Annotated in this window: 25 protein-coding genes; 10 read left to right on the forward strand and 15 right to left on the reverse strand. The window is 42.5% G+C overall.

What is annotated here, in order from left to right; translation table 11 throughout:
- Positions 1-5: 5 nt before the first annotated feature.
- Together CPIN_RS01250 and CPIN_RS01255 are read left to right on the forward strand one after the other, a co-directional pair.
- Positions 6-872, forward strand: a complete 867-nt coding sequence (locus tag CPIN_RS01250; protein ID WP_012787929.1) for an SDR family oxidoreductase — start codon at positions 6-8, stop codon at positions 870-872.
- A gap of 226 nt (positions 873-1,098) precedes the next feature.
- Entirely contained in the window at positions 1,099-2,388 is a 1,290-nt protein-coding gene (locus CPIN_RS01255; protein ID WP_012787930.1) for an epoxide hydrolase family protein, read from the forward strand.
- 96 nt (positions 2,389-2,484) lie between these two features.
- On the opposite strand, the gene CPIN_RS01260 is transcribed toward CPIN_RS01255, so the two are convergent.
- Together CPIN_RS01260 and CPIN_RS01265 are read right to left on the reverse strand one after the other, a co-directional pair.
- A complete protein-coding gene (locus tag CPIN_RS01260) occupies positions 2,485-3,183 on the reverse strand; it encodes a response regulator transcription factor (protein WP_012787931.1) in 699 nt (232 codons plus the stop codon).
- Positions 3,176-4,531, reverse strand: a complete 1,356-nt coding sequence (locus CPIN_RS01265; protein WP_012787932.1) for a sensor histidine kinase — start codon at positions 4,529-4,531, stop codon at positions 3,176-3,178. Before CPIN_RS01265 ends, CPIN_RS01260 begins: the two co-directional genes overlap by 8 nt.
- Before the next feature lie 129 nt (positions 4,532-4,660).
- Between CPIN_RS01265 and CPIN_RS36225 the strand changes: the two genes are divergently transcribed.
- Positions 4,661-5,248, forward strand: a complete 588-nt coding sequence (locus tag CPIN_RS36225; RefSeq protein ID WP_012787933.1) for a TlpA family protein disulfide reductase — start codon at positions 4,661-4,663, stop codon at positions 5,246-5,248.
- A 68-nt stretch (positions 5,249-5,316) separates the two neighbouring features.
- On the opposite strand, the gene CPIN_RS01275 is transcribed toward CPIN_RS36225, so the two are convergent.
- Together CPIN_RS01275 and CPIN_RS01280 are read right to left on the reverse strand one after the other, a co-directional pair.
- On the reverse strand, positions 5,317-6,168 hold the full coding sequence (locus tag CPIN_RS01275; RefSeq protein ID WP_012787934.1) for an alpha/beta fold hydrolase: 852 nt from the start codon (positions 6,166-6,168) through the stop codon (positions 5,317-5,319).
- Positions 6,169-6,207: 39 nt separating this feature from the next.
- Entirely contained in the window at positions 6,208-7,020 is an 813-nt protein-coding gene (locus CPIN_RS01280; RefSeq protein ID WP_012787935.1) for an alpha/beta fold hydrolase, read from the reverse strand.
- Between the two features lie 178 nt (positions 7,021-7,198).
- Here CPIN_RS01280 and CPIN_RS01285 point away from each other — a divergent pair, with 178 nt between their 5' ends.
- Together CPIN_RS01285 and CPIN_RS01290 are read left to right on the forward strand one after the other, a co-directional pair.
- Positions 7,199-7,849: a Crp/Fnr family transcriptional regulator gene (locus tag CPIN_RS01285; protein ID WP_012787936.1), complete on the forward strand. Its 651-nt coding sequence runs from the start codon at positions 7,199-7,201 to the stop codon at positions 7,847-7,849.
- A 111-nt stretch (positions 7,850-7,960) separates the two neighbouring features.
- Entirely contained in the window at positions 7,961-9,007 is a 1,047-nt protein-coding gene (locus CPIN_RS01290; protein ID WP_012787937.1) for a proline iminopeptidase-family hydrolase, read from the forward strand.
- Positions 9,008-9,113: 106 nt separating this feature from the next.
- Here the strand turns inward: CPIN_RS01290 and CPIN_RS01295 are convergent, their stop codons facing one another.
- The 6 genes from CPIN_RS01295 to CPIN_RS01320 all read right to left on the reverse strand — a co-directional run bounded on the left by CPIN_RS01295 (position 9,114) and on the right by CPIN_RS01320 (position 13,213).
- On the reverse strand, positions 9,114-9,557 hold the full coding sequence (locus CPIN_RS01295; RefSeq protein ID WP_012787938.1) for a DMT family transporter: 444 nt from the start codon (positions 9,555-9,557) through the stop codon (positions 9,114-9,116).
- Positions 9,558-9,595: 38 nt separating this feature from the next.
- Positions 9,596-10,474 (reverse strand): helix-turn-helix domain-containing protein, encoded by an 879-nt coding sequence (locus CPIN_RS01300; protein ID WP_012787939.1) that lies wholly within the window; start codon positions 10,472-10,474, stop codon positions 9,596-9,598.
- A gap of 17 nt (positions 10,475-10,491) precedes the next feature.
- Positions 10,492-11,109, reverse strand: a complete 618-nt coding sequence (locus CPIN_RS01305) for a pyridoxamine 5'-phosphate oxidase family protein (protein ID WP_012787940.1) — start codon at positions 11,107-11,109, stop codon at positions 10,492-10,494.
- Between the two features lie 2 nt (positions 11,110-11,111).
- Entirely contained in the window at positions 11,112-11,357 is a 246-nt protein-coding gene (locus CPIN_RS01310; RefSeq protein WP_012787941.1) for a hypothetical protein, read from the reverse strand.
- Between the two features lie 110 nt (positions 11,358-11,467).
- Positions 11,468-12,373, reverse strand: coding sequence for an alpha/beta fold hydrolase (locus tag CPIN_RS01315; RefSeq protein ID WP_012787942.1), 906 nt, complete (start codon positions 12,371-12,373; stop codon positions 11,468-11,470).
- Between the two features lie 168 nt (positions 12,374-12,541).
- On the reverse strand, positions 12,542-13,213 hold the full coding sequence (locus tag CPIN_RS01320; RefSeq protein ID WP_012787943.1) for a putative quinol monooxygenase: 672 nt from the start codon (positions 13,211-13,213) through the stop codon (positions 12,542-12,544).
- A gap of 211 nt (positions 13,214-13,424) precedes the next feature.
- Here CPIN_RS01320 and CPIN_RS01325 point away from each other — a divergent pair, with 211 nt between their 5' ends.
- Both CPIN_RS01325 and CPIN_RS01330 read left to right on the forward strand, forming a co-directional pair.
- On the forward strand, positions 13,425-15,380 hold the full coding sequence (locus tag CPIN_RS01325) for a sigma 54-interacting response regulator (protein ID WP_012787944.1): 1,956 nt from the start codon (positions 13,425-13,427) through the stop codon (positions 15,378-15,380).
- 221 nt (positions 15,381-15,601) lie between these two features.
- Positions 15,602-16,498 (forward strand): LysR family transcriptional regulator, encoded by an 897-nt coding sequence (locus CPIN_RS01330; RefSeq protein WP_012787946.1) that lies wholly within the window; start codon positions 15,602-15,604, stop codon positions 16,496-16,498.
- 389 nt (positions 16,499-16,887) lie between these two features.
- On the opposite strand, the gene CPIN_RS01335 is transcribed toward CPIN_RS01330, so the two are convergent.
- From CPIN_RS01335 to CPIN_RS01355, 5 genes are all read right to left on the reverse strand, one after another.
- The gene (locus tag CPIN_RS01335) at positions 16,888-17,658 is read right to left on the reverse strand and encodes a LytR/AlgR family response regulator transcription factor (protein ID WP_012787947.1); all 771 of its coding nucleotides are present in this window, start codon (positions 17,656-17,658) and stop codon (positions 16,888-16,890) included.
- Complete coding sequence (locus CPIN_RS01340) at positions 17,655-18,692, reverse strand: sensor histidine kinase (protein ID WP_044217599.1); 1,038 nt, start codon at positions 18,690-18,692, stop codon at positions 17,655-17,657. The genes CPIN_RS01335 and CPIN_RS01340 overlap by 4 nt, the downstream gene beginning before the upstream one ends.
- 105 nt (positions 18,693-18,797) lie before the next feature.
- Positions 18,798-19,424, reverse strand: coding sequence for a DUF4249 family protein (locus CPIN_RS01345; RefSeq protein WP_083781055.1), 627 nt, complete (start codon positions 19,422-19,424; stop codon positions 18,798-18,800).
- Positions 19,358-19,636 carry a DUF4249 family protein gene (locus CPIN_RS01350; RefSeq protein ID WP_044217603.1) on the reverse strand — a complete coding sequence of 93 codons (279 nt, stop codon included), beginning with the start codon at positions 19,634-19,636 and terminating at the stop codon, positions 19,358-19,360. Before CPIN_RS01350 ends, CPIN_RS01345 begins: the two co-directional genes overlap by 67 nt.
- Before the next feature lie 21 nt (positions 19,637-19,657).
- Positions 19,658-22,033 carry a TonB-dependent receptor gene (locus tag CPIN_RS01355; RefSeq protein WP_012787949.1) on the reverse strand — a complete coding sequence of 792 codons (2,376 nt, stop codon included), beginning with the start codon at positions 22,031-22,033 and terminating at the stop codon, positions 19,658-19,660.
- 233 nt (positions 22,034-22,266) lie between these two features.
- Between CPIN_RS01355 and CPIN_RS01360 the strand changes: the two genes are divergently transcribed.
- From CPIN_RS01360 to CPIN_RS01370, 3 genes are all read left to right on the forward strand, one after another.
- Positions 22,267-23,196 carry an AraC family transcriptional regulator gene (locus tag CPIN_RS01360; protein ID WP_044220635.1) on the forward strand — a complete coding sequence of 310 codons (930 nt, stop codon included), beginning with the start codon at positions 22,267-22,269 and terminating at the stop codon, positions 23,194-23,196.
- Positions 23,197-23,341: 145 nt separating this feature from the next.
- Positions 23,342-24,172, forward strand: a complete 831-nt coding sequence (locus CPIN_RS01365) for an oxidoreductase (protein WP_012787951.1) — start codon at positions 23,342-23,344, stop codon at positions 24,170-24,172.
- 38 nt (positions 24,173-24,210) lie between these two features.
- On the forward strand, positions 24,211-25,578 hold the full coding sequence (locus tag CPIN_RS01370; RefSeq protein WP_012787952.1) for an alpha/beta hydrolase: 1,368 nt from the start codon (positions 24,211-24,213) through the stop codon (positions 25,576-25,578).
- The last annotated feature ends 131 nt before the right edge of the window (positions 25,579-25,709 follow it).

A 25,709-nucleotide genomic window follows, 5' to 3' on the forward strand; every position in this document is an offset into this window, starting at 1 on the left:
AAAAGATGATTTTAATAACAGGAGCAACAGGGCATTTTGGGAAATTAACCATTGATTTTCTGCTAAAAAAAGGAGTAAAGACCAGCCAGATGGCGGCATTTGTACGTAATGCTGAAAAGGCAGCGGACCTGAGCAAAATGGGTATAAAAGTCCTTATCGGGGATTATAACGACTACGATTCTCTGGTAAACGCCTTCACAGGTATAGATAAGTTACTGTTCGTTTCCGGAACGGATCTCCCTAACCGCACGAAACAACATGAGCGGGTACTAAAAGCAGCAACGGCAGCAGGCATTCAACACATCATTTACACCAGCGGTGAAGGAAAGATAGAAGGTCCGGAATCTCCGCTATGGACTTTTGCAGAAGCGCACATCAAAACTGAAAAATGGTTAAAAGAAAGCGGATTAACCTATACCATTCTGAAAAACAGTTTGTATATGGAGTACATACCTTACTTTATCGGAAACGTGCTGGAAACCGGAACGATTTATTTGCCTGCAGGCAAGGGGAAAATAAGTGTGGCCTTACGTTCAGAAATGGCAGAGGCGACTGCGACCATTCTCGCTACGGAAGGATATGAAAACAAGTCTTACCATTTTGTGAATACGGAAGCCTACGGATATGAAGATGTTGCTAGATATATAACAGAAATCACAGGAAAAACCATTAACTACATTTCCCCGACGGAAGAAGAATTCAGAGAAACCTTGAAGCAACAGGGCAAAGCCATTCCCGAAGAATACATCAGTATCCTTTTGGCGCAGGCCCAGGGAGTAGGAGAGGTCATAAGTGATGATATGGAAAAACTGATTGGCAGAAAACTGACTCCTATGAAAGCATTTTTGCAGGAAGTATATCAGGTAAGCTAAAATCAGCCCATCTTTTATTCTTTTAGCCTCAAATTAATCCGCTGGCTATCTCTTTTTTGCTTTTTATTCTGATTTTTCATTTTGGGTTTCTTGTTCACGCCCTATAATATCCAGCTCGCCAATCAATACGTCCACTTGGACAGATTGCTTATTTACCTGGCGCTTCTCCGTGTATAATTTTGCTGCAACAATAGCAACCCAATCTTAACATCTAAATTAAAAAGCAATGAGAATAAAAATTTCTAATATCCTTGTGGCAGCAACCTTATCCGTAGGTATTCCTGCAATTGGTATAGCACAGACGACCGGAGCAAAAACGGCAACAGTAGCCTCCGATATCAGTATCAGGCCTTTCAGGATCAACATCCCCCAGGCGAAACTCGATGGACTGAAAAGACGTATCGCTGAAACCAACTTCCCGGATAAGGAAACTGTCAACGATGAATCTCAGGGTATCCAACTGGCACAATTAAAAGAACTCGTAGACTACTGGGGAAATGGCTATGACTGGAGAAAACTGGAAAACAAGTTAAATGCCCTTCCTCAGTTTGTGACAAACATTGATGGTTTGGATATCCAGTTCATCCATGTACGCTCAAAAGAACCTAATGCACTGCCTGTCATTCTTACCCACGGCTGGCCAGGTTCTCCGCTGGAGTTCATTGATGCCATAGGCCCCTTAACTGATCCCGTAAAATATGGCGGTAAAGCAGAAGATGCATTTGATGTAATAATACCTGCAATCCCCGGATATGGTTTCTCAGAAATACCCAAAGAAACAGGCTGGAATCCCGATCGAGTCGCCAAAGCATGGGACGTTCTGGTAAAACGTCTTGGTTACAAAAAATATGTTTCCGAAGGTGGCGACCATGGTTCAGTGATCTCCGATGCCCTGGCAAGACAAGCACCATCCGGACTTTTAGGTATACATCTTACGATGCCGGCCACAATTCCCGCTGAACTTGTAAAACCAATTAATGCAGGAGATCCTGCCCCATCAGGACTTTCTGCAGACGAAACAAAGGCATATAATGCTTTAAGTACTTTCTTTGGAAGAAACGCAGCTTATGGAGGAATGATGGTAACACGTCCACAGACTACCGGCTACCTGCTTTCCGATTCTCCAAGTGCATTGGCAGCATTCCTCTACGAAAAAATTGCAGAATGGACAGATAGCGACTTAAAACCTGAAAAGGTAATAAGCAGAGACGCCATCCTCGATGATATTACACTCTATTGGCTGACCAATACAGGCGCCTCCTCTTCCCGGTTCTATTGGGAAAACCATAACAATAATTTCAGTTCCGATCATCAGAAAACAAAGGACATAAAAGTTCCTGTTGCCATTTCTGTTTTTCCACATGAAATTTATGAGGCTCCTGAAAGCTGGTCCAGGAAAGCATATCCATCATTGTATTACTATCATAAAGCACCTAAAGGTGGTCACTTTGCAGCATGGGAACAGCCACAAATCTTTACGGAAGAACTTAGAGCTGCCTTCAGATCTTTACGATAAGAAGCATGAGCAGGTGGAGATTCATGGAAGAAGGGAAGCCGTCTCAATGATATTGAGATGGCTTCCCTGTTCTTTTTTGCAGCTGATTTCTTTCAACTAAGCATATTCAATCAGACTATACCCCTTTCCCCTGATGTTGATGATTTCGATGGAGTCATCTTCACGAAAATATTTCCGGAGCCGGGTAATATACACATCCATGCTCCGCGCCGCAAATGGATCATCCTCGCCCCATAGCTTGAGAAGCGCTGTTTTTCTATCCAGTAATTCGTTTTTCACTTCTATTAATAATCTCAATAAGTCCGCTTCACGCTGTGATAGCTGGATCACCATCTGTCCATCAGCCGATAATTCCAGTTTTTGAATATTAAACGTAAAACTGCCGATCCTCACTACGCCGGATGAATTACTCCTGACTGAAAGCTGCTGCTGCCGTCTTACCATGACCATTAGCCGTAATACTAATTCTTCCATTGAAAAAGGCTTCTTCATGTAATCATCTGCCCCTATTTCAAGACCATGGATAACATCTTCCGGCTGCTTTCTGGCAGTAAGAAAAATAATCGGTACTTTCTCGTCTACTGTTCGAATGTCTGCAACTAGTGAGAACCCATCTTTTCCAGGCAACATAACATCAACAATACAAATATCTGGCCTCACCTTTTTAAATGTGGACCAGCCATTGTTACCATTACCAGCAATATGCACCGTGAAATCGCGGGTTTCAAGCGATTCTTTTATGATAGCAGCCAATACAGGCTCATCTTCTACAAGCAATACACTAATCTTATTCATTATGAAACTGAATAGTAAAAATTGTTCCTTTATTAATCTGACTCGTGACGAAAATCTGTCCATTTAACGCTGTGACCAATAGCTTGACATAGCTCAATCCCAGACCATAACCTTTGACTTCATGCACATTTTGTGAATGTACGCGGTAAAACTTGTCGAATATAAAAGGTAAATGAAACGGATCAATTCCTTTCCCGTTATCCTGTATCTGCAATTTCCAGCCATTAGCGATAGGAGGAAAGCTAATATTTATGCAAACATTCCCTTGTGAATATTTAATGGCATTATCTATCAGGTTACTCAAAATTGTATCTATAATAAAACGGTCTGTACTGACCACATCATTATGCAAAGGATTGAAGATAACGATCGTATCCGGTGCATGTAAGTCAAAACGGCCAGCTACCTCTACAGCGAGCTCCCTTAAATTAACCGTCGTGAGCTGTGTGTACAAGATGCCGTGTTCATACTTGCTTATCTCTAAAATTCGGTCTATGTCTTTATCCAGCTTTTTAATTATGTTCAAATTAATACTCAGATACCTTTCAAGCCTATCGGGATCTGACGAAGCACCAAAGCTCTTTAAAGCATCTATTGATGATTTCAGGATGGTCAGCGGAGTTCTCAACTCATGTGTAATATTATTAATGAAGTCGTCCTTAAAGTTATTGAGCCGCATCTGACGCAACATCATGCTTCCCATAAAAAAGAGACTTCCCGCAGATAACAGTATCAGTACAAGAGAGATGACAGCCGGAAGAATATTTTGCTTCCATAACATAGCTGATAAATGTTCAGGAATAGCCTTTACAATAACAACAGGAGATCTATGAAATTTTATCGGAACTGAAATTTCATCTTGTGAAAGCACTGTTGTACTATCTAATAACATAAGTTTAAATGAAACTGCAATATTCTCCCTACTTAGCTCCTGCTTATATAGCACGCCCAGAGAATCGAGATTTATCGGCCTACGGAACTGCTGTGATATCAATCTTCCCATGATAGCATTCACTTCCGATATATTATACTCGTCAATTTTCACTGTTAAAAATTCGGCATGAAAGGGTTTGATGACTGCCGGTGTATCAAAAGCAATGGAATCCCGGTTAGGAATTGTTCTCAGAAAAAATGTAAGCGTGGGGTCTTTGTACTTCAGAGAAGTAGGCAATTCACTCTGCCGGAGCTGATAAGCACTGATACTTTTCTGCAATGCATACCTGGCTGAAGTTATAAAATTATGCTGACTGACTTTAAAGTTATTATACACCCAATAGATCTGAAACAATATGATCAGCGATACCGTGCATATTGCAACTAAGCGTGTAAACCTCAATCTTCTTTTCATAATGCCGGCTAAAATTACAGCATAAAGCGCTCACTGATATTTGACTTAACATTAGTTAACAGAAAAGTGTTCCTTTTTAACATTCAACCATATTCCACCTGATATTTTTGCTATCAAATAAAATCAATCATGAAGAAACACTTCTTTTACCTTTTGTTCTTTTGCATCGCCGCCAGCCTGCAAGGATATTCAGGCATCGGCCCAACGCAACCACCCATTGACACGCTATTAGACATCCCTGCGCCCCGATTCAGCATGTTAGATACAAACGGAAAAACTGTAAGTCTTTCTGACTTTAAAAATAAAGTGCTGGTAGTATATTTTTGGTCAACGTGGTGCTACTACTGCCATAAAGATTTCCCCATGATTAATAAAGTAGTAAAACAATATGCAAATGACACAACTGTAGCCTTCCTTTTTGTGGACACACGAGAGAAATCAGATCAATATAAAGAGCTCGTACAAAAAGACATGGTAAAGAATAATTACAACTTCCATGTTGTGTTTGATGAAAAAGGGAAAGATAGTCTTCAAAATAAATATTACACTCAATTTGGAACTATAGGCATTCCTACACGATTTGTGATTGACCGGAATATGGTCATTCGACATAAGTTTGTAGGCTATGATCCAGATGTTAATGAAGAGCAGGCCGCAGCTGCATTCAGCCGTTCAATTGAAGACACCAAAAAATTAGCGTCTCACAATAAGCCTTAAAGATATTGAAAAACAGTGAACGGCGAAGTGACAATTGGTTTAGTTGCCTCGCCGTTCACTTATACTTATTAAATGAATCCTTTTATTAAACCCGCAACTTGTTCGTGGTGCTCCTCAAGCAAAAAATGCCCCCCATCGATCTGTATGATTGCTGCATTGGGCAGATCTTTCCGGTATGCATTTCCACCAGGCGCTATAAACATCGCATCGTTTTTACCCCATACAACCATTGTATCAGGCTGATGTTCCTTAAAATACCTATGCCATTCATCATACAGGGCAATATTACTGCCATAATCCCGGAAAAGAGCAAGCTGTATTTCATCGTTTCCTGGCCGGTCAAGATAGTATTGATCGATTATATAGCTATCCGGACTTATCCGGGTTTTATCGGTAGCGCCATTCAGATACATCCATTTTGTAGCCGCTGATGTCAGAAAAAAACGGGCTTCTTTTTCCTGGGCAGCGCCCGGATCCCGGATATAGGCTACCAATGGCTCCAGTGCATCGCCTAAACCTTCGTTATAAGCATTTGCATTTTGTATGATCAATGAACGGATCAATTCAGGACGTCGGCTGGCGATCCTTAGTCCTATAGGCCCCCCATAATCCTGAATATACATGCTTATGTTCCGAAGTTGCAGACGGTCAATAAAACGTTCAATGACTACAGACAGGTTATCAAATGTATACGAAAACTGTTTTACATCCGGGGCACTGCTTTGACCGAATCCGGGATAATCAGGCGCAACAATATGATATGTACCCGATAAATCAGCAATAAGATCCCGGAACATATGTGAAGAAGAGGGAAAACCATGTAGTAACAACAGGACCGGACGTGACGGTGCACCTGATTCGCGATAAAAAATATTTAGCCCATCTATGTCGACAGTTCTATAAAATATTGGATCTTTCATAAAAAGCATTAAGCCATAAGAATAATTGTTACGAGCTGTCTATTTTTTACCCGCTGCGGCGAGGATAACTTTTACCACAGCGGCTGGTTGTGATAACATCGCCACATGGCTTGCAGGCAAGTGATAGGTAGTTGCGTGAATATTTTTCGCCATTTCGCTTTCCAGTACCGGTGAAATCATATGATCGTTGTCCGATACGACATAAAAACTAGGTTTATTCTTCCAGGCTGGTTTTCCTACTTTAGCTGTTATTGTACTAAAATGAAAGCGGCCTTGTCCAGCTGCAATGATCTTCGCGTCGTCTGCCGGCAGGTCCTGTGCAAAATGATTTACTACCGTTTCTTCCTTCAGTCGGATATAACCATCACTGCTAACAACAGGATCTGCAAGCCCCTGTACATTAGGCAACTTTCTTACCTCATATGCATCCTTGCTAATACTTTCAATGCTTTGTCCTTCATCCGGTGCATAAGCGGCGATATAAACAAGCGACTGAACTTTTTCGTTGTTCCCGGCCTGGGTAATAACAACACCACCCCAGGAATGTCCTACCAGTATCACCTTTCCTTTTGCTTCTGCGATAGCCCGTTCTACAAATGCCACATCATCACTCAGGGAAGTCAACGGGTTCTGTACAGCAATAGTATGGTATCCTTCCTTCTGTAACGCCGGTATTACCTTGTTCCAGGAAGACCCATCAGCAAAGGCGCCATGCACAAGCACAATGGTTGGTTTATCATCTTCTTTGGCGGGCTTACGCTCCTCAGGAGTAGCTATAAAGGAGAACAATGATACAAGTACGAGCAGTGCGCCCGCTACGCTGGCCATCACGACCACAAAATCCTTTTTCATAATATAAAATTTAAAGTGATAATTAGGGATGACCAGATTGATCAGTCAAATTTGAAAAGAAGTAGCTAATTGGAGAAATAACCTGAGTAATAGCAACCCCTATAATTTTAATAGCTACTTTCTTTTCAATCATATTCATTTGTACTAAAAAGCAGTTAACAATCTATTTTGCACGGTGATGAAAAAAAAGACGACTCTTCTCTCAGGCAATGATATTCATCCGCCAATATCTTGTACTCCCTTCCTGGAGTACCTGTCAAAAGATATTGTGCTTGACGATGCAACAAAAAAACTGGTAGAAGAAAACTGTAGATTAGTGAAATATGGAGAAGGAAAGAGACTGCTGGAAACTGGTCATATCTGTCAATATATCTACTTTATCATTGAAGGAAAATGTGTTTCCTACTTTACCGATTTTAAAGGAAAAACAATTACCTGGTTTTTTCACTTCAACAGTGCGGAAAGCAGTGCAAAGAACGTTTTTGCCGTAGACTACAGAAGTTTTCTTTCCCGCGAACCATCTACGCTCACCATTGATACCCTGGTTCCTATAACTGCGATTCGATTTTCTGCAGACGCATTAGAAACGCTGATTAGCGAATCACCCGCTATTGAACGCTGGCTACGTCTGCTGACAGAAAAGGCTTTCATACAGGTCTATGACCGTATTAACACCTTACTTACTTTGCCTGCGCCTGATCGTTACAAGAAATTTCTTCAGGAAGAACCTTACCTGTTAAATATGTTTTCGAATTACCTGGTCGCCACTTATCTGAATGTAACACCGCAATCATTCAGCCGTATCAGAAAGCGACTCAGCCGTGATTAAGACGGTTAACACTATTTATTACCCTAGGGTAATAACGATTTAGTTTTCATTACAGAATTTTGCATCTCAATTAAAAAAATGAAAAACCACCTTTAATATCAAAACAACAAGATGATGTATTTAAAAAAACCGTTCGCATTAGTCGCATCCATATTATCGCTGATGCTGCTTGCTAACTGTTCCGTGCCAGCACAAAAAGACGATAAGGCCAGATACCTTATTACAGACACAACGACCCTGCAGACAGGAGGCGTTAAGATGATACCCATAAAGACACCTAAAGGCGTTTTCAACGTGTGGACAAAGCGCATTGGCAATAATCCCAAAGTGAAGGTGCTGCTGTTAGCCGGGGGACCAGGCTTCCCTCACGACTACCTGGAAGCGTTTGAAAGTTACTTCCCCGGAGAAGGAATAGAATTTTATTACTACGATGAACTTGGTAATGGTAACAGTGATAAACCAGGTGACAGCAGCCGTTACAACGTAGCAAGCGCTGTGGATGAAGTGGAGCAGGTACGCCAGGCATTAAAACTTGACAGCTCCAATTTTTACCTGTTCGGACACTCCTGGGGAGGCGCACTGGGTATGGAATATGCAATCAAATACCAGAACAACCTGAAGGCCCTGATCGTCTCTAACATGGTAGCAAGCGGCAAAGAATTCAACCGCTATGTCCAGCAGGTACTGGTAAAACAGTTGCCACCCGCCATACTGGACACTATAAATGATTTGTCAGCCAGGAACGATTATAGCAACCCCAAATATTCCGAACTTGTAACCAGGCATTTCTATGCCCGCTTTATTTGCCGGCTGCCATTGGACCAATGGCCAGAACCACTTAACAGAGCGTTTAGTAAAGTGAATACCCCTTATTATCTGACATTACAAGGACCTAGTGAACTTGGCATCATTGGCAGTTTACAAACCTGGGATATAAGCGCCAGGTTGAAAGAAATTGCCGTACCTGCATTATTTATCGGCGCCGGATATGATGAAATGGACCCTGAACATATTAAATGGATGAGCCAGCAGGTACCCCATGGGCAGTTTTTGTACTGCGCCAATGGCAGTCACCTGAGTATGTACGACCAGCAACCATTTTATATGAACGGGATCATACGATTCATAAAAGAGGTAAATAATAGCTCGGCAAACTAAAAAAATAACCATGTCACAACGAGAAGCCTGAACCGGGCTCCAGTATAAAAACAGAAAGCCTTCAGACTATTCGTACTGAAGGCTTTCTGTTAAGCGTGATTACTTTCTAAAATTTCTCTACTACAGCCACTCCCGCAATGATCAACAGCATACCGAGGCCCCGCCAGATATTAACAGGATGCTGCTCCGCAACCAGGATATTAAAGTGATCAAGTAATACTGAAATGATCACCTGGCCGGCTACAATAAGTCCAAAGGTAAGTGCCATGCCTAACCTTGGCAGCGCCATCATACTTGCTGTAATGAACACAGCACCAATTAAACCACCACCTAACACAGCCTTAATATCACTTCCCTTTAGCAGTTGCCAGGAAAATGTTTCTTTTGTAAAGGGAACATAAACGGCCATCGCGAGCGCTCCAACGATAAAACAGATCATGGAAGCATAAATGGGACTACTTATTGATCTAGACAGTTTTGCATTAAGTCCTCCCTGTAAAGGCAATATCGCACCGCATAAAAAGACCACAAAAAGCCAGGCTATTTTCATAAAATATATTTTCGTGAATAAAACAATTGGTGCTTCGTTTATATCGAAACACCTTTTTTGAAATCGGTAAAGTTTATGCCGGAGCAGTTCTTAAAATACTTGCTAAAATGAGCAGGGTCCCAAAATCCCAGATCATACGCTGTCTCTTTCAGACTGAAGCCATCGTGAAGCACTCTTCTTTTCGCTTCGAGAACAATACGCTGTTGAATATGATGGCTGGCTGTGCGTCCCGACATCTCCTTCACGACACCATTCAGGTAGCCGGGGGATACCGCCAGGATTTCCGCATACTCTTTTACCATCTTTTTGGAAGCGTAGTACTTTTCGACTTGTGTAAAAAACAGCTTGACCAGGTGATTTTTCCGGGACCAGTAAATGTCCTGGATATCCTGGATGTTCTGCTTTATCTGCCGGCATAAATAGATCATAAATATCTTCAGGTAGCCCTTCAGGATGTCTGAGCGCAGATCCAGCGTATTATTATACTCCTGTATCATTTTGTCAGCGAAGGATTCCATTGCGACAATTGAGTCGCCCCATATATAGATGATAGGTATGGAGTTGAACTGATTGAAAAATGAAGTGCGAAATAATCCTGCTACTCTGATATCAGTTAACTCAATATACTCTTTAGCAAAAGAGATGGCATACCCTTTTGCAGCTTCATCAATCTCCATTGTGAATACCTGTCCGGGTGTCACATAAAAAAACACGTTTTCACTTACATGAAAGGCGTCTGTATCAACTCCTATTTTCACACTGCCTTCCAGTATCCAGATCATCAGGAACATATCCACGCAAAAAAAAGGTGTTTCCCCTTTTTTAATACCAGCCTGAAGTGATTGGATAGAATAGATCTGAAATGCCGCCGGCTCAGCAACCGGGGTGTCTTGTTTTAATACGCGGCTAATTTTCATCCTTTGAAATTTTTATATTACTCGTCAGCCACTGGTCTTTCCTTCAGTTTCTTCAGTTCGGTTTCTAATTGCAAAATGTATTGGCGTTGTGATGCAAAAGCTTTATTGATCTCCTCAAGGGAATACCGGGGCGTGATGTGTTGCGGACAATTCCAGTCGTAGGCGTCTATATCAAACAACATCATCCTTTCCGGGCGAAACTGATAACCATCAGTACGAAGTTGTTCATACAGCACGGGGTCATCCTCCAGTTCTACAATCCTGGCACTGGCATACAATTTCAGTCTTGTTCTCGTTGGATAATCCACCATGATCACTGATACATGATTGTTGTCGGTAATATTGCCAACCGTGATATACTGGGCGTTTCCTTTATAGTCAATAATGCCCATCTGTGTTGCATTCAACACCTTGACAAATCCTTTGGGACCACCCCGATGTTGTATATAAGGATATCCATTCTCCCCGATGGTAGCCATATAAAAGCTATCCCGGTCTGAAATAAATGCCATTTCATTCTCTGTCAGACCATCTACATAGTTTCTATTCTCCAGACGGGCATAGCTTTTACGGCTACCCAATTTTTCCTGCATATCTCTGACCGCATCTGTAAATGCCAGTGATGAATAATTCATGGCTATTGTGTGATTTGGTTATTCTTTGTTTCTGAAGAGGAGGGAACCTGACCAGATTCCGGAACTGCTGTCTTATTAATGATTGTTGTCAGATCCGGATATTGCGCCAATACCTCATCCCATAATGAATCACCACATTCATCTGGTATAACAATGATGTCCGGTGTTTGCTTGTGCTTTTCCTGTGATTCGGCGCTAAGGGTTTGTGGTTTTATTTCTCCTGGGTTCGTGTTGGGTATAGCACTCATAAAAACAGATTTAATGTAGAATATTGTTATTACAAAAGGATACATCAAAGCCCCTTTCTGCTCACAAGACCTTTTTCACATCCGGGGCTTCTGTATCCACAACCAACGCCTTATACTGATTCGGTTAATGCGCTCTGTACCTTACGGCCACTCAATTTCCTGCCTAAAAAGTCCCGTATGGTAGCGGTAATTTCATCACCAAAGCTTTCAAGTGCAAAATGCCCTGTTGGATAAAGATGAAACTCAAGATTCTTCACATCTTTTTTAAATGCTTCTGCACCAACACCAGGGAAAATATAATCGTCCTTTCCATATACTATTAACATTTCCGGATTGCTGGTACGTAAGTATTCCTGCCATTTAGGATACTGCTTTACATTGTTGCGATAATCGTAAAACAATGCAATCTGGATATCATCATTTTCAGGGCGCTGCAGGTGCCTGAGATCAATTTCCCAGTTATCAGGAGATATAGCGCTTTCATCCGGAACATGATGTGTGTATTGCCATTTCAAACCATCGGGGCTATGGAATGCCTGACATGCCTTAATAGCATCCTTATCATTCCTGTCTTTCCAGAGTGCCTTAATAGGATCCCAGAAGGTTTCTAATCCTTCTTCATAGCAACAGCCGTTCTGTACGATGATAGTCTCTATCCTATCCGGATATTTTGAGGCGAGCGTCCAGCCAACGGGAGCGCCATAATCCATCAGATAAAGGCTGAACTTTTCAACATTCAGATGTTTCAGCAATGCTTCCATTATCCTGGCATAGTTTGCAAAACTATACTCAAAATCGGCCATAGGCGGCTGTTCACTTCTTCCATAACCCGGATAATCAGGGGCAATCAAATGATATTGATCAGACAAATCATTGATCAGGTTCCGATACATATGCGAAGAGGTTGGATAACCATGCAACAACAGTAACACCGGTGCATTGGCAGGCCCCGCCTCCCTATAAAAGATATCTACGCCACTAATGTTTGCTGAGCGATAATGTGTTTTGTTTTCCATTGTGTTTGTTTTAGAATAATAATTGTTAGTGTCTGTTTAAGGTCTCCCTGAAGTTGCTTACGCCGACTCTTATAGATTGCTGTATGCCCCTCAAAGCTCAGTTCTATCTCTTGATTTATAAAATCACTGTAGTAATCGTCACTATTAAAAAAGTAATATGCGCAGTTCTTAAGGTTGTCCAAATTGAATAAGGTGATGATACCCGTTTTCAAATGGAGGTATTGCGACAGAAGTTTGCAGAAATTTCATTAAAGGCGTCAGTGCCGGCTCTTTTAAATGATATTGAAAGGTGTCCCAGTTACGTAATTTCTTATAAACTACAAACCTGGTTTTGTGGCTTATTAGCTGGCTTAATTGAAACCACAAGACTCCTGGCGTTTGCCTGAGTACAGGCATTAAATCATGGTTGATGGATTTAAAAAGCTTTTCAGTACCAGGTATTACATCTACAAATAATAAGATGGTTAGCGCATCACGGTTAATGTCTTTAGAAAATATTTCCAGCTCTTGTAAGAAAAAAGTTTTCACTGGTCCCGCTATTCCAACTTTGCTTAGTGCATCCACAGCTTTCGCTGCGGCACTTCTTTTATTTTCTCTATAAGAAGTCCGACAACTCCATCGTTCTATCACCCACATTACACAGCCATCTCCTCTCTCATAATAGGCTTCTGCCATTACATTGCCGGTTGCCTCGATGGCGCTAAGCGTATATTGGCTCAAAATTGCTAAAAACTGATCCTGATAAGAAGTTTTTACGTGGTACTGGGTTAAAACAGCAGCCTGCTCATTTTTTACACGCAAAAATCCCAAGACGATCTCCCATATTCTGCGAATTTTCATTGCGATAATATTAAGAAATGCATAAGTTTGTCTGGTAAAGTAGCCAATAAACCTTCCGGCGGAAAATAAACACAGTAATGACTGGTCCTATTATTTTAATAGTTACCTATACCCGGCCGGCCTGATGGATATCCATTAAGGCGATGCGATATGCTATGACTTTATATTTTATGATTTCAGAATATATGCTAATTTTTAAGCAGCTACAGCTATGACGAAAAAAGTACTGATAGTAGAAGACGAATTCATTGTAGCCAGTAATTTGAAGCAGGTATTAGAGCGATCAGGCTATGAAGTAATTGGTATTGCTGCTTCTGCCCAGGAAGCAGAGGAGCATTTACAGCGGGACAAGCCTGATATTGTATTGCTTGATATCCGTTTACAGGGAGAACGTTCCGGTATCGATATTGCCAGGAAATTAAAATCCGAACATATAGCATTTGTCTATTTGTCTGCCAATTCAAACCAGAAAATATTAGAGGAGGCAAAGATGACCTATCCTGACGGGTTTCTGGTTAAGCCATACAGAAAAAAAGACCTGCTGATTATGCTCGATATTGCCTGGTATCGCCATGCGCATAGTCTCGAGACAAAAAACAACCAGGAAATACATGTACAGAAACAGATAACGGAAATAATTACTGAAAATTCGGATAACCAGCAAAAGTTGCTGAAGATCGCGGAGATCATGCAAACCTGTGTACCGTTCGATCTTATCACATCCGGACTAAGGCCGCTTAATACAGGCCAGTACAACGACAAAGGATATCTGCGTGTTGGATTCGACGAGTACCAGTTTATTGGTGAAAAAGAACTGCTTACAATCACTAATCTGAAGAGGCCAGCGCTATCCGTCATCCTGGCAAACAGCCATCTGGATATAAATACGAACATTTATAACAATGACCCTGTCAATGAAAAACCGAATGTACCATCACTGCAAAAAACATTGATTGATACGTTTAATATTCAATCTTATCTCGTATTTCCGGTTGTACTGAGCAATGGACAATCTTTTCACTACTTCTTTTACAGTCGCCAAAAGAATATTTACACGAATATTCACATATCCTTACTGGACAATTTGAGAACGGGTCTGGCAACATTAGCCGAAAAAATGATTTACGGAGAAAATCTGGCCATTTCTAAAAATACGCCTGTTCACTATGAAAGAAAACTACAGGGAAACACACTGAATTACCCCGAATTCCGGAGCATCATCGGCAACCATCATTTGTTGCTGGGAGCACTGGACCTTGCTGCACAGGTAGCGTTTTATAATACATCCGTATTAATCCTTGGCGAAAGCGGCACCGGGAAAGAAAAGCTGGCACAGGCTATTCATTTATTGTCGCCAAGAAAAAATGCACCCTTTATCACAGTAAACTGCGCAGCCATTCCGGTTGCACTTATAGAATCGGAATTATTCGGTCACGAAAAAGGCGCATTTACCGGTGCTATAGAGAAAAGAAAAGGTAAGTTCGAACAAGCTGATGGTGGAACTATTTTCTTAGATGAGATCGGGGAATTGTCTCCGGAGATGCAGGTGAAAATTCTACGCTTTTTACAGGAAAAGGAAATTCAATGTATTGGCGGCAACTCACTTACAAAAGTAAATGTGCGCGTAATAGCCGCTACCAACCGTAACCTTGAGAAAGAGGTCGCTGCGGAAAACTTCCGGCTTGACCTATATTACCGCATTAATGTTTTCCCTATTACACTACCGTCATTGCGGGAACGTAGAAGTGATATCAAAGAATTGTCCATTTATTTTGCGGAAAAATTCTGTAGTGAATTTAATAAACCCTTTCATGGCATTGTCACCTCCATGATGGAAGAAATGATTGCTTATGACTGGCCGGGGAATATCCGGGAACTGGAGAATGTTATAGAACAGTCGGCCATTCTAAATGATGGCAAGTCAAAATTAGAGCTGAAACGAACACTTACAGGGAAGGCCACAATACCTGTCACAACACCAATTAAAACGTTTGAAGATGTGAAAAACATCCAGGCTGAAACAGAACGGGAATATATCATTTCAGTACTCAAACAGGCGGATGGCCGCGTTCGTGGCGCCAATGGCGCCGCTCAGTTAATGAATATCAAACCTACCACGCTGGAATCCAAAATGGCAAAGCTGAAAATCAGACGGGAAGATCTGTAGTGAGACTCCGAAAATATCGGAGGTAAAAAAACGATGAACTCCGATATCTTCGGAACCTGGCATCGTTACAATTGTCCTACCCGCCAGGGCAATCAGCTTAAAAAATTAATTTTCAACATATTGTATATTAAAGTTTCAGCTTTATAAGATTTGTCTACAAATGGCATTTTAATGGCTTATGTGATATCTCACTCTTAGTAAATTAAAAAAAACCTTAAGCCATGTTAAATTTGGAATGGTTTAGAACATTTAAAGCAGTTTATGAGACGGGCAACCTATCTACTGCAGCGCAAGCACTGTTCATTTCCCAACCCGGCGTAAGCGTCCATCTCAATTCCCTGGAGGCTTATACAGGATATCGCTTATTTGAACGGGTCACAAAAAAGATGATCCCTACTGAGCGGGGCATCATACTGTACAATTGTATCATAGACCCTATCAACAAATTAGAAGACGCCGAAGAATCGTTCCACAGGAATTCCAGTGTGGAGAAGCCAACGATCAGTGTAGGTATGGGCTTTGAAATCTTCAAATACACGCTTGAAGAGCATCTCGCACAGCTACCTTTCAATCTCGTCTTACGGTTTGGGGAATATCGTCAGATTCTGCAGGAACTTGACACAGGGAAGCTGGACCTGGTATTGACGCCGAAAAAAGGGAGTGAAACAAACCTGGAATATATTCCGTTTACAAAAGAGCGTATCATTCTGATTTGTGGCAGTGAAACAGACACCGAACAATTTGATACCCTGCTACTGACCAACGAAAAAACCGCGATCAGGGAATGGTTGAAGGAGCAGATATGGTACACCACCGCAGCCGATATGGAATACCTTGAGCATTTTTGGATGGCAAATTTTGATTGCTTGCCAGATCTTAAGCCCAACTATATCGTTCCTTATTACTCTTCTATACTCCGTTGCCTCAGCAAAGGGAAAGGATTCGCGGTAATACCGGATTTTCTTGCAAAGAAAGAACTTGCGCTTAAATCGGTTAAACTCGCCTGGGAGGGCAGTCCCCATGTGGAAAATATCCTGCATTTTGGCAAGCGGAAAAAAACGATATACTCCAATGAGATCCGGCAGCTGGAACAAATATTGACTGAGAACTGGTTTTAAGCAACACAACAAAGAGAAATTATATATATATCCAATTTAATTACACCCAACTTTAGAACAACTTTATTACGTCGTCTTGTTAGCACCTGTATATTGCAACCTTAAACAGCCTGCTCATGCGCGTCCTCCTATTCCTTCTCATCATCTTCGCAGTCGTCCCGGCGACCACCCGGGAGTTCGCCCTCAGCTGGGATTCATGCTTACCGAACAAGGAAAGCGGAAAGAAGGAGAGGTGGCCGTCATGCAGTCTATTCCCGTATTGCAAAAAAACATAGCCAACGTTTGCTCGGGATCCCTCACATCCGAAGTACAAAGCAGTGCTCCATTGGAAATATCCGGCTTGTAAGTCCAGCCCTTCTTCACCTCAATCTACCCTTTCCCAAGACTGATCAGCGGTTAAGCCACATCTTCAATGAATTTGCCCGACTCTTACTCACGACAATCCCTCCGGCCACTTCAGGCTTAACATACACCTTTAACTTGCCATTAAAATAATTATGTACTGTTTTCACCGCTCCGAAAGTTGTGATATATTGCCTGTTAAGACGGAAAAAGAGCTGTGGATCCAGCATTTTATCCAGTTCATCAAATGTATAATCCAGCATATATCTCTTACCCTCTGTTGTATAGAGGAAGGACAATTTGTCCTCTACACTGAAAAATGCCACATCAGTAACAGAAAGAGGAATAAACTTATCCCCCTGTTTGATCAGAAAGCGCGTTTTATAAGCCGGCTGCACCTCCCGGTCTCTTAGTGGACTAATCAATAATGACTCCAGCACTGCCTTCAAATCCTCAGTACGTGGCGACAGCGAACGGAATTTCTTCATAGCCGCTTTCAGCAACTCAGGCTCAATTGGCTTCAATAAATAATCGATACTATTGACCTTGAATGCCCGTATCGCAAATTCATCGAAGGCTGTTGTAAAGATCACAGGGGTGCGGACATCCGTCTGCTCAAATATCTCAAAGGACTGGCCATCAGCCAACATGATATCCATGAAAATGAGATCAGGCGGCTGATTATTCTCTAGCCAGTACACAGCATCCTCAACACTGTCTATGACATCAAGTACCTGGATGTCCGGATCATATTCAAGGACCACAGTCTTTAGTCTTTTTGCCGCCAGGGCCTCGTCTTCAATTATCAATATTCTCATAGGCCTTCATTAGAAACGATCAATGGAAGTGATACACGGAATTCTGTCGGCGTGACAGTCACATCAACCTGCTTTCCGTTAAGCAGCTCATAGCGGTTGATGATGTTTTTCAGTCCGGTGTTGGTTGACTCCACCCCAGAAGTTTTTTTCTGAAGATTATTGGAGACAACAATAAAGTTTTTATTTACAGCAATCTGAATTGTTAAGGGTTTGCGAGTAGATATGATATTATGCTTAATCGCATTTTCAACCAGCATCTGTAAAGTAAATGGTATCAGCGACAGATGATCCAGCTTATCCGGAAGCTGGAATTTGACGATAAGATTTGAATGAAAACGTATCTGGTGCAGAAAAATATAATCATCCAGAAAGTTCTTTTCAGTTTGCAGATCGATCACATCCCTGCCATTGTAACTAAGCACATGTCGGTACACATTGGATAGCTTCTGTATGAAAAGCACAGAGAGCTGTGGATCTTCGGGCACCATAGTGATAAGCGCATTCAGGCTGTTAAAGAGAAAATGCGGGCTAATCTGACTCCTCAGCAGTTCTACCTGAGAGATCAATGCTTCTTTTTTTAAACGTTCAGACTCCAGCTGACTTTTTTCATATAGTCCGAAGTAATACACACATTCGTAGATGACGGTGACCACACCCAGCAATACTGCGCTCTTCCTTAGAATTTCCAGATACTCACTCCAGAAATCTTCATGGCTGTTCTGCGGAAGACGTACATTGATCATAGTAAAGATCAACCCTGCAAATAGCATATAAACGATAAATAGTAACAGATGATGCAGGATACGCTTCGATGTATCTCTCAGATCCGGATATCTGTTCCGCATATAGGTAAACAACATACGGTTGCTTTCCCAATAGCAGAGTACAAAAAAAGCATTCCGGAATAACTTAAAAAGCAGCATTTCTGTACTGATGTGATCCGGACCTGTATCATCCATCAAAATCAGCAGGACGACAATTGTCGGCACGCCAATAATGCGGATCCATTTATCTTTTATAATTGTTTTATCCATATCAATCAGCTTCCTATACATAACACGCTACGGGAGTACCAGTTCACCTGCAACATGCATGTCCATAAAATTAATTTTTATTCTTCTGTTTTAATCATAGGCCGCTTACTTCAATTCCACTGTAGGCAATACAACGGATAGTGATGCGCCGAAATAACCCGTTGCCACCTTTGCAGATGCTGCATTTATATTGATCACATTCGTTGGTACATTTGCCGGAACCGGGGCAAATAGTCCGCCATTATCAACCTGCGTTTTCAACTGGTTCCAAAAATCGTACGCTGCCGGGTCAAGGGACCATTGTTCTACCGTAATCAGATCGCCACTCTTGTACCCTGTGAAAGAATTCATTTCCAGCCCTTGTACATAATTCCCTTCCACATTGTCATCGTTATAAATATTAAGATCATCCGGCAAGTTTTGCAGTATCCCATTCCGCCTGATCAGAATACGGATGGCATCTCCTTTTCCGGTTAATTCCTGTCCCCATATCTTAACACGGTACCCAACGCTATCGTGGTCTCCTCCTTCGGGATAGTATTTGAAGGTAAGCGAATCAATCACCGGCGACAACCGGGAAACGGAGGTTATTGCCCGATATGTTTCTCCTTCAGCCTGAATGGTGAGTGTGTATTTATAGCCGGAGGTGGCCCTGATCTGTTTGATTACAAACACGCCCGGTGCTGCCTGTTCCAGCTGTTCCGTGTGCTGATGATCATCCGAAAGCAGGATACTTGCCCCGTCACCGGCGGCACATTATGCTGGTCAAAGAAATCAATGGTTTTAGTAAGCCTGATCGTGTCCCCGGCTTCCCGGTCGGTGATCCAGCCATCTACGTTGAGTACAGGCGTACCGGAGCGAAGCGGAACGCTAGGTAAACTTTTTTCACAGGCATTTAACACCAGTGTTAAAAATGCAAATAACAGAATTATATCTTTTCTCATGATGCCAGGAGATTTAGTAAGCTAAAAGTTGAAATTCCAGGTAACACCCGGGATAATAGAGCCGATGACTGACAACTGATTCGCAATTGTTTTGTTCGGGTTGGCATTATCCTGTTTGAAGTATAGCGCATACACATTTTTGCGGTTCAGCACATTGTATAGGGAAAACACCCAGTTACTGCTAAATCGGCTGCCTGCGCGATGCCGGACGAATAATGTGGCAGAAAGGTCAAGCCGGCTATAAGGACTATACCGGTAATTATTACGTAAATCGCCGTTGTTGTAGGGAACGATAATCCCCTGAAACTCACTGCGACCGGAAGGAAAAGTGGCAGCCACGCCGGTCTGATAGACATAATTAGAAGAAAATGTCCATTTGTTGCTATAGTTATATACAACAACCAAATTCAGGTTATGGGTACGGTCATACTTGGCATTATACCAGTCCCCATTATTGACACCATTCATCTGCCGTTCTGTTTTACTCAATGTGTAGCTGGCAAAGCCGTTCAGCTTCCCTGTATTTTTCTTCAGGTAGAGTTCCAGTCCATATGAACGGCCCTTTCCATAAACAAGGTCCTTCTCAACATCCTGATTACCAATCGGCTCTGTCCCGTTGATCACGTCAATCTGATTACTCATCGTCTTGTAGTATGCTTCTGCTGACAGCTCATAGCTATGCTTTGTCATAAAATACCCCAATGAGAATTGGTCGGCCAATTCTGGTCTGATGTTATTGGTCGAAATCATCCAGGCGTCCAGCGGCGTAGAGGCTGTGGTAGCGGAGATCAGGTGTACATACTGCGCCATCCGGTTATAACCGGCTTTTATCGAAGCACTCTCTGATAACAAATATCTGAGGGATACCCGCGGCTCAACATTCCCATAGTTTTTTATAGCCGCCCCTTTCTTAAATTCCGTTGTCAGTACAGGTAACAGCTCTTTGCCCGGCATACCGCCATAGGTATATACAGGCCCATTTTGGGCCGCTACAGCGCCGAAATAAGAAAACCGAATACCGTACTGGGCAGATAACTTTTTGCTGAATTTATGGGCATTATTCAGGTAAAAACCGAGTTCATTACCCGCCTGTCTTGCCGATGTAGTAGTGTTAAAGACCGAGCTCTCTGTCAGCGGTGTTTGTACACCTGGATTAACATCATACCGGATAGCGGATAATCCGAAGGTCAGATCAATCGCTTCATTCCTTCGATAGTGCCAGTCGGTTTTTAACGCGTATTGTCTGATATACTGTTTACTCAGCAGCGATTGCGGCTCCTGTAGTACACCAAGATTACTCCTGTATTGGCTAAATAAGAATGTAGTCTTCGCAGAAAAACCTGAAGAAAATTCATGAAGATAGGTTGCAGCAGCATTCGCGTTATCATAGCCTATGGTAAAATCTTTCTGCAGACCCAGTTTATCGTTCCCCCAGTACCCGGCGAGACTGATGCGATCTTTTGTACTAAGCTGATAATCTACTTTACCGTTAAAGTCCTGAAAATAGGCAACGGTGGAATTGAGATTTTCGTCTGAAGAGAGTTTTAGGAACTGATCGGCATAGGTCCGGCGGGCCGCAATGAAAACAGACCCTTTGTTATGCAAAATGGGAAAGCCTGCGGACAGTCTGGCTGATACGGATCCGATTCCCCCGGCCCCCCGGAGAGAATCAGGACTGCCACTTTTCAGTTTAATATCCATCACTGAAGACAATCTCCCGCCATAGTCCGGCGTTATCCCCCCTTTTATCAGCTTCACATCCTGTACCACCTCGGGATTGAACACAGAGAACAATCCAAACAAGTGCGATGTATTGAAAACAGGGGCGCCATCCATCAATACCAGATTCTGATCAACGTTTCCTCCACGGACATTAAAACCGCTTGATCCTTCCCCTACCGAACTTACACCTGGTAGCGACAATACACTACGCACCACATCCACTTCTCCAAGCAGCGCAGGCATCTTCCGCAGTGTAGACAGATTGATAGATTGCACCCCCATTTCCAGATTTTTAACCGGGTTGGTCTTGCTTTGTCCCCTGACTATTACTTCTTGCAGCCCAGTACCGCCACTACGCATCACTAACTTAAACTCTCCATCTGAAGGGACATTGATGCGCTGACTGACGGGCTGAAAACCGATATAGGTAAGGGAAAGAATATAGATACCTTTTGGAAGACGGAATTCAAAATGGCCCTCTCCATCCGTCGAACCGCCCGAAATGGTTTTCGATGTGTTATCTGCTGCGTTTACGCGAACCGTCACACCTATGAGACTTTGACCAGAAGTGTCCCGTACTGTAACGGGCAATCGGTAGTATCTTTCCTGGGCAAATAGTTGCTGGCCTGGAAACGCCAAAAACAGGAGCAGCACCAGGATTTTGTTTTGCTTCATGAAGTTGTGTATTAACCCTGCAAAGAAGCAATACGGCCCTTCATTTTCCTTGTTAAATGGGTCCGAACTATCCTGAAACCGTGATGAAACGTATGAAACTTTAACTGAAATACTGATAGCACTTTAAGTTCTTTTAATGTTTTCGTTATTTTTGAATCCTGATTGATATAGAGTAACCGCTGTTATCTCAATTGAATGGCAGCATTGTGCGTTTTTACATGTATACTTTTGTTATGGGAGTTAATACGCTTGATATCAAGGAAATCGAACTGTTGCGGACTTTACCGGATCTGCTTCCTGTCAGGCGAGATTACTTTGATGAACTAGACATTACTGTGATCAACCGCGCCGATACGGTATGCAGAAATTACCTGTCACCTAACCGGAGAGAGTTCTATAAAATTGTTTTCATTAATGCAGGAACAGGCATATTTACAATTGGCTTAAATACCTACCATATCAATCAGCCAACAATTCTCTTCTTGCATCCCAACGATATCATTTCGTGGCAGAATCTGTCACCAGATTCTGCAGCAACAGGGCATTTTTGCCTTTTCAAAAAAAGTTTTGTAGAAAAATACCCTACGCTTAAAACCATTATGAACACGCATGAACTTTTCACTGCTCATAACAAAAGTGTAATTACCCTGGCAGAAAAGGATGTTGAAGCAATAGATGGATTGTTTATACAGATGCATCAGGAAGAAAGCGGCAAAAAGCAATATATACCTGATACCCTCCAGGCTTACCTCCAGTTGCTGATCATCAAAAGCAGTGTCATAGCTAATTATCCCCAACCATCAGTAGTGTCCCCCTCATATCAGCTGCTGTATCAATTTTTTGATCTACTGGAGGAAGAAACAAAGAATATCAATTATGCCCAGCCTATAAAAATAAAGACAGCTGCGGAATTTGCGGATCATCTGGGTGTACATCCCAATTATCTGAATGCCTTGCTTAAAAAGCATACCGGACAGAATGTAAGCACCCATATCAGAAATCGTCTGTTGGAAGAAAGCAAGGTATTATTGTTGCAAACCGACTGGACTTTGCAGGAAATCGGATTTGCAGTGGGCTTTGCAGATCAGCCGAATTTTAGCCAGTTTTTTAGAAAAAACACAGGTATTACACCTACCGAATTCCGTAAAAGCTATTTACAATAGCTTCCCCTCTTTACCTGCTTTTAGACAAAACAACCCCTTATAAGACATTTTACCGCTACACCTTTGATTTTCATATGTAGACATTTGATCACACTATAGTCCCGTTAAGTCATCCTTCAGAAATTTGCTTTCAAATTCTGAGGACATGAAAAATCAAAAAGTGTGGTTAATCACTGGCAGCTCACAAGGACTCGGCCTGGCAACTATCCGATATTTGTTAAATAAAGGACAAATTGTTTTTGCAACGACTCGCGATAGCACACGATTTAGCAGGGACTTATTTGAACATCCCCACTTTCATGCAATCGCCCTGGATCTTACCAAAGAGGAGGAAGTCAAAATGGCCATTGGTGATGTGTATAAAAAGTACCAACGGATTGATGTACTGGTAAATAATGCCGGTTACGGTTTTGTTGGCGCCGTCGAGGAAGCTTCCGTGCAGGAAATACATCAGGTAGTCGACATTAACGTACATGCCACTATCCGAATGATCAGGCATGTGTTACCATATATGCGTGGACAGAGAAACGGACATATCATCAATATCTCATCTATGGCAGGTCTTATCAGTTCCGCGGGTTGGGGTATTTATAATCTTACCAAATATGCAGTAGAAGGGTTTTCCGAAGCGCTGTACCATGAATTAATACCCTTAGGCATTCATGTAACCATTCTTGAACCTGGCGCCTTCCGTACCCGCTTCCTGGCAGGATCACTAACCACTGCTGCAACAATCATAAGCGATTATGATACAACAGCAGGCAATCGCAGACGCATGCTTGCCGGAAATAATGGACATCAGCCCAACGACCCTGAGAAAGCGGCAGCTGCCATCTTCCAGCTTATTCATATGGAAAATCCTCCACTCCGGCTTTTGCTTGGTCAGGACGCATATGACCGTGCCTTCGAAAAAATCCGATTGCTTCAGCAAGACTTCCAACGGATGAAAAACATAACGCTATCGACAGGCTTTTGAATCACCTAACAAAAATTAAAAGCTAAATATTAAACAAGATGATAACAGATCAGCATAACACTTTCAGACAGCTATTAAACCAGAAAAATCCCAGGACCTCCAGGCGCGGGCATTTCTGGATAACAGGCGAGCGGGTACAACTAAATGAAAAGACTTACCAGCGTGGACCAATGTTCGTTGACTGGGAAATGCCTGTTCAGGTGACACAACCTTACCCTATCGTACTTATACATGGCGGTCTGTTGCAAAGTACAGAATGGATGGATACACCTGACGGACGTCCCGGGTGGGCAGAACGTCTTGTAGAAGCAGGATACCCCGTATTTGTAGTCGACAGGCCAGGGCACGGCAGGTCTCATACACACCCTGATATTGTAGGACCAGTCGGAACACCTTTTTCGTATGAAGACGGCCGGCATGTCTTTTTCCCACCTGAAGATGCCGCTATTCAGACCCAATGGCCCTTTGCAGAAGATGATGAAGCTGCGATGGACAGTTTCATTGCGCCATTCGGTCCGCTGCCCGCTGACCTGGCAACTTCACAGGAAATGGATACAAAACGCCTCTGTCAGTTGCTGGACAAAATTGGCCCTGCTATCCTCATGACACACTCCGCTTCAGGCCCACTTGGCTGGTCAGTGGCAGATCGTCGTCCGACCCTGGTTAAAGCGATTGTAACTGTTGAGCCTATGGGGCCGCCATTTGCCTACACGCATGGACTAGGATCCCTGGACTGGGGCTTAACCGCTATACCAGTCAACTATCAACCACAGAGAACCAGTGCAGAGGAAGTGAAGCATGCTGATCCTGCCACACTGCAAATACCCGCCATGAAAGGACTACCGATAGCCGTAGTCAGCGGAGAGGCATCAGCATTTGCCCGTTTTTCCCCACTTATCGTTGATTTCCTGATCAACGCCGGCGCCGCGGCTGAAGCACTGCACCTCCCGGACTATGGTATATTGGGCAATGGTCACGGACTGATATATGAAACCAATTCCGACGAGGCACTTCAGCCGGTACTACATTGGCTGAACAATAAAATAAATGACAGGAGTACCCCTGATACAACAAATACAGAGGATATCCCGGTAAGCAGGGAAAGCACCATGTTTGTTACTTATTATCACGACGGGACTACCTGGTTTGACCGCGATTATTACGTTCAAAAACACCTGCCGCTGGTCAAGGATGCCTGGAAGGAGTATGGACTTATTGAGGCTACCGCACTTTTCCAATCTGAAAATACTGCAGGCAAGGGCGTTATTTGTACATGCATCTGCAAGTTCAGGAATGAAGCGGCGATGCATAGTATATTTAACTTACCGGAAACCGTGGCGGTAATGGAAGATATCACCAATTTTACAGACATCGTACCATCACAATACTTTGCGATGCCCCGTTGATGTATCGAATCATGTTATTCATTAGAAAAAGGCCTGCTAAAAGGGGGCAAATCATTATCAATATGATTTGTCCCTTTTTCGTTTTAAGTCCAAAATATTTCACTACGCATAAAGGATAGTAAGTGACCCTT

The sequence above is a fragment of the Chitinophaga pinensis DSM 2588 genome (assembly GCF_000024005.1).
Lineage (GTDB): Bacteria > Bacteroidota > Bacteroidia > Chitinophagales > Chitinophagaceae > Chitinophaga > Chitinophaga pinensis.